Annotated in this window: 3 protein-coding genes; all 3 read left to right on the top strand. The window is 33.2% G+C overall.

Going from position 1 to position 5,839, the window contains the following annotated elements; translation table 11 throughout:
- The first annotated feature begins 190 nt into the window (after window positions 1-190).
- Window positions 191-886: a tRNA (adenosine(37)-N6)-threonylcarbamoyltransferase complex dimerization subunit type 1 TsaB gene (gene tsaB / locus L3J35_13590; protein ID MCF6367216.1), complete on the top strand. Its 696-nt coding sequence runs from the start codon at window positions 191-193 to the stop codon at window positions 884-886.
- Between the two features lie 75 nt (window positions 887-961).
- The gene (locus tag L3J35_13585; GenBank protein ID MCF6367215.1) at window positions 962-2,143 is read left to right on the top strand and encodes an aminotransferase class I/II-fold pyridoxal phosphate-dependent enzyme; all 1,182 of its coding nucleotides are present in this window, start codon (window positions 962-964) and stop codon (window positions 2,141-2,143) included.
- 299 nt (window positions 2,144-2,442) lie between these two features.
- Window positions 2,443-5,388: a CHAT domain-containing protein gene (locus tag L3J35_13580; protein MCF6367214.1), complete on the top strand. Its 2,946-nt coding sequence runs from the start codon at window positions 2,443-2,445 to the stop codon at window positions 5,386-5,388.
- Window positions 5,389-5,839 lie beyond the last annotated feature (451 nt).

Here is a 5,839-nt window from a genome sequence, read left to right as displayed (position 1 = left end):
TAGTTTATTATCTTTTTTCATACCTTTTAACTGTTTATCTAACAGGCTAATATGCAAATAATTAATAAGAAAAAAGACAATTTTTGAAAGTGTTTTCAATTAAAAAAGTATGAGTTTGCCCTGAAAATTTCATATTTTATTCATTTGAATTCGTTTATTCTTTCTATTTTTGTGAACTTTTATTCATAGTATGGCATTAATTTTAAATATAGAAACCTCTACATCTGTTTGTTCTGTGAATATTGCAGAAGACGGCAAAAAAATTATCGAAAAAGAGACAAAAGAAAAAAATGCACATTCTAAAATGCTTACTGTTTTTATTGAAGATATTTTAAAATCTGCAAACTTAATAATTAATGATATTGATGCCGTTTCTGTAAGTAAGGGTCCGGGGTCATATACAGGTTTAAGAATAGGTGTTTCGGCAGCAAAAGGCATTGTTTACGGGGCAACAAAAAATTTACTGTCTGTCAGCACATTGCAAAGCATGGCTTGGGGTGCAAAACAATTATTAAAACCCGAAGAAAGTGTATTTTTTGCTCCCATGATTGATGCCCGAAGAATGGAAGTATATACACAGTTGTTTGACAACAATTTGAATGCTGTTAGTAAAATTAAAGCAGAAATTATTGATAAACAGTCCTTTTTTAAAAAGTTAGAAAATCAAAAAATATTTTTTTTCGGTGATGGTGCAGCAAAATGTAAAAATATGATTAAACATAAAAATGCGACATTTGTTGATGACTTACACCCTTCGGCTGACTATATGATTTCTTTTTCCGAAAAAGCATTTAATGAGAATAAATTTGAAGATGTTGCTTATTTTGAACCATATTATTTGAAAGATTTTGTAGCAACAATTTCTAAAAAAAATATTTTCGGATAACAGATGTAATATTTATTCAGCAAGAAATTTAAGACGTTATAATCAAAGTGTAAACAAATTTAAAAAGTATAGAAAATGAATACAAAAAATAAAGGGTTTAACACTAAGTTGGTACATGCGGGAGCATATGAAGATCAGTTCGGCAGTGCTGTTACGCCAATTTATCAAACTTCAACATTTGCATTTAAAAACGCACAACACGGGGCAGATTGTTTTGCAGGAAAGTCAGACGGATTTATTTACACCAGAATAGGAAACCCTACAATCAAAGCTTTTGAAGATGCAATGGCTGAACTGGAAAACGGTTTCGGCGGAATTGCGACAAGCTCCGGAATGGCAGCTGTAAGTTCTGTATATATGGCTTTGTTGGGTGCAGGGAAACATATTATATGTTCGGACTCTGTTTATGGGCCTTCCAGGGGGATTTTAGAACGGGATTTTTCTCGTTTCGGAGTTGAGATGACTTTTATTGATACCTCTGATTTATCACAAATTGAAAGTGCTGTTCAGGACAATACAACAGTTTTATACATTGAAACTCCGACGAATCCGACAATGCAATTAACAGATATAGCTGAAGCTTCAAAAATTGCACATAAACATAATATTACGGTTGTTGTTGACAACACTTTTTCAAGCCCTTATTTACAAAAACCTTTGGATTTAGGTTGCGATGTTGTTCTCCATTCTGTTACAAAATATATTAACGGCCATGCTGACATTGTTGGAGGTGTTATTATTGCGAAAAAAGAAGAACTGCACAAAAAAATCCGCAGTTTAATGGTTTATTTGGGCGGAAATATGGACCCTCATCAAGCATTCTTAACCCACAGAGGACTTAAGACCCTGAGTATTCGTATGGAAAGGGCAGAAGAAAATGCAATGAAAGTTGCTCAATATTTAGAAAACCACCTAAAGGTAGAATGGATACTTTATCCCGGGTTAAAATCTCATCCGCAACATGAATTAGCAAAAAAACAAATGAGCGGATTCAGTTCAATGATCAGCTTTGGGCTGAAAGGCGGTTTAGATGCCGGCAGAATATTGATGGACAATGTTTGTTTATCTTTATTAGCGGTTTCTTTAGGCGGAGTAGAATCATTAATCCAACACCCTGCATCAATGACACATGCCGGAATGTCAAAAGAAGCAAGAGAAGCTGCGGGTATTGCTGACGGCTTAGTTCGATTCTCTGTCGGAATTGAAAATGTAGAAGATATTATTGAAGACTTAGAACAAGCCTTGTCAAAAGTATAAGTATCGGTTTATTTATTAAAAATGTTTTAATAAATTGTTGATTACTAATGCTGAATTAAAATATTATTTTATATTTGCGAAATAACAATTTACATATTTTTACGTTAATATTTACATTAGTCAACAGAAGGAAAAATAATACTTAAATCTCACCAATAATATAGTCGTTTAATATGACTATATTTAGGTTAGAGTTTGGCCGGGCGTTCTGCCCGGCTTTTTTATTTTAATTAATACATAAAAAGTCGTAATTTTATCGTTTTAACGTAAAATAACTCTTTAACATAATATTAAACATAATGAAAAAAACAATAAAGTTTTTAGGAATAATATTTTTTTTCTTTTTCTTACAAAACAATTATGCACAAGATTGGAAAAAACTGGTAAAAGACAATATTAAAACCGATAAATTAAAAGACAGGGTTAAAATTGACATCCCGGACTTCCTTGACCCTGCAGCATCAAAGTATTGGAGCAGAACAGAGAAATATATCGGAAAAAAATTTAAAGCACAATGGAAAGAAACTGTCACGAATTTTTCTCAGAGTTATGATGTCACAGATTTTAATTATGCTATTTCATTCGGAGATAACACAACTCCTTATGAAGCAAAAGGCGGATTAAAACAAGCAAAAGGTTTTGCATATTATTTAGCAGACCCAAAAAATGTTACAAATGTTCCCCCGAAAATAAAAGCCCAGAATCTTAATTATACCGGAGAAATATTATATGTTTCGAGCAGTTACAAAATGTCTGAAAAATCATTCTTAAAAGCAAATAAAATTTATGAAAAAGAGCGCCTTACAGACTCAACCTTTTCAAGTCTCACACTCAGCAACTTAGGACTATTGTATCATACAACCGGACGATATTCGTTAGCAGAAGAATATACCCTGAAAGCCCTTGAAAAAAGAGAAAATACTGAAAATAAAACAGGATATGCCGCATCTTTAAATAACATTGCTGTTTTGTATAAAGATATGGGGCTGTATACAAAGGCGGAAGAATATATTATTAAAGCAGAAAATTATTTACGAGAAACAGGAGAAAACAAGTCGGTTAAGTTCGCAATAGTACAAAATAACAGGGCAATGATATACCAAATGACCGGCAAATATAAAGATGCCGAGAAGTTGATGAAATCGTCAATTAATATTGCAGGAAAAGAAATAAAAGAAAAGTCTTCTACATATGTTCGCCTTAAAGTAAACTTAGCCTTACTGTACCAATTAACAAAACGCTATGATGAAGCAGAAGAAATATATTTAGATGCCTTGAAAATTATGAAACGAAAAGTCGGAAAATCACATCCTGATTATGCCGTTTTATTAAGAAATACAGCTTCACTATATCAACAAATGAGACGGTTCGGGCAAGTTGAAAGTTTATTAAATGAAGCGGTTGCAATTTATGATAAACAGTTCGGTCAAGAACACCCTTCTTATGCAAAAGCAATATATGAATTAGGCTTGTTTTACCAATCACAAAACCGACTGACAGAAGCCGAACCCTTATTGACAAAAGCCTTGAACATTCAACAAAAAACACTGGGAGAACATCATCCGAGTATTGCAATGACTTATGAAAACATCGCCGTATTATATTGGCAGAAAGAAGATTACAAAACTGCTGCCGAAATATACAGGAAAACATTAAATGAGTACATTTATCAAATTAACACTTTTTTTCCTGCTATGAATGAATATGAAAAAACAAAATTCTGGGAAAAAATTCAACCTAAGTTTATTCGCTTTTATAATTTTGCCGTTGATGCACAAAAAGATGTTCCGGAAATTACCGAAGATGTTTATAATTTCAGAATAGCAACAAAAGCATTGCTTCTAAATTCCTCACGAAAAGTAAAAACCAGAATTTTAAACAGCGGAAACGCAACTTTAATTGCAAATTATAACAATTGGCAAGACACAAAAAACTGGCTGGGTAAACTGTATTCATATTCTAAAGAAGAATTAAAGGAAGAAAGCATAAATATTGACTCTCTTGAAACCGTTGTTAAAAATCTTGAGAAGAAACTTACAATATCATCAGAAGATTTCAAAGAAGCAAACGAGTTAAAATCGGTAAGCTATAAAGATATTGCTGCAAATTTAAATGCAGGAGATGCTGCCGTTGAGATTGTTCGCATCAACAGCTTCAGCTATTTATATCCTAAATCTCAAATTCATTATATAGCACTCGTATTAAGAAATAACGGTAAAAGTCCTCAAATGGTATTTATGGAAGACGGTGATAACATGGAGTCGGATTGGTCTGATGAATACCAAGCAACCATTCATTCCGGTAAAAGCATGGAGCCGTTTTATAATTATTATTGGAAAGAAATTGCAGGTTTGTTGACAACCGATGATAAAAAAATATACACATCAATTGACGGTATTTACAATCAGGTTAATATTAACACAATTCAACTGCCTTCCGGAAGACACATTTTAGATGTGAAAGATATACGTTTTGTAAGCAATACAAAAGACCTTCTTTTATTTAATAAAAGTAAAAAACCAACTATGACTGCCTATTTATTAGGTTATCCGGATTATCAATTGGATTTGCCGGATAGTTTAGCTCGATTATCTCCGCTTCCGGGAACAAAAAAAGAAGTGCAGACAATTCAGTCAGTTTTAAAGGCAAAGAATTATAACGTAAATTTGGTTTTGGGAAAAGATGCAACAGAAGAAAGTCTCAAAAAAGTAAAAAGTCCGCAAATTTTACATATCGCAACACACGGCTATTTTTTGGAAAACAAAACGGATCCGTCAGAGGGGACTCGTGCTTTCGGGGTTGAGCCCATGAAAGCCTATGAAAATCCGCTCTTACGTTCGGGTTTGCTTTTTGCCGGAGCAGACCGAACCGTTAACGAGATGAATACAAAAGAGAACAAAGATTCTGATGACGGTATTTTAAATGCCTTTGAAGCAATGGTTCTGAATTTAGATAATACCGAAGTTGTAATATTAAGTGCTTGTCAAACCGGTTTGGGGGAAATTAAAAACGGTGAGGGCGTTTACGGTTTGCAGCGGTCATTTCAAATTGCAGGAGCATCTTCAATAATAACAAGCCTCTGGGAGGTAAGTGATGAAGGAACACAAGACTTGATGTCTGCATTTTATAAATACTGGTTGCAATCAGGAGACAAACACAGTGCTTTCAGAAAAGCACAATTAGAAATAAAAGAAAAATATAAATACCCTTTTTATTGGGGTGCTTTTGTTTTGGTCGGAGAATAGCCTAAATGCTATGGTCATTTGCTTGATAACATACAAGTTTTGAGCTTGTAATGTTTTTCAAGTATTCGCTTGCTATCAGAACTGTTTGTTTTACTGCGAGATACTATGTTATCATTAAGAGTGAATTTGGTTGAAGTTTATACGTCCTTTTTTACGGTAATGTGGTCAAAAATAGTTGGTGGTTTTGTGAAAAGTGTTTTATAAATTATGACCATTAATCCGAAAAGGACATAAGCTCTGCTGAGGAGCAACTTATCAGCGATAGGATTAATCTTATACGGTAATATTAAGGACTTTTAAAAGAAGTCCTTTTTCTTTTTATTCCCGGTAAGTTTTATAGCTTTAAAAACCTTTTTCTTTGTTTTTAAAGTATAAATACCACATAAGGTATTGTTTCCTGTGTTTGTATGCTAAACCCAGATTGATATTTAAATGTCCCTTCATATGTCCG

It is taken from the genome of Bacteroidales bacterium, from assembly GCA_021648725.1.
Lineage (GTDB): Bacteria > Bacteroidota > Bacteroidia > Bacteroidales > JAADGE01 > JAADGE01.
Note: the sequence above shows the minus strand (reverse complement) of the source record. Positions and strands in the feature narration are given on the sequence as shown.

What these genes read in the sequence shown, in the direction of transcription:
- L3J35_13585 (MCF6367215.1), top strand. Translation starts at nt 962, where the DNA reads ATGAATACAAAAAATAAAGGGTTTAACACTAAGTTGGTACATGCGGGA.
- tsaB (MCF6367216.1), top strand. Translation starts at nt 191, where the DNA reads ATGGCATTAATTTTAAATATAGAAACCTCTACATCTGTTTGTTCTGTG.
- L3J35_13580 (MCF6367214.1), top strand. Translation starts at nt 2,443, where the DNA reads ATGAAAAAAACAATAAAGTTTTTAGGAATAATATTTTTTTTCTTTTTC.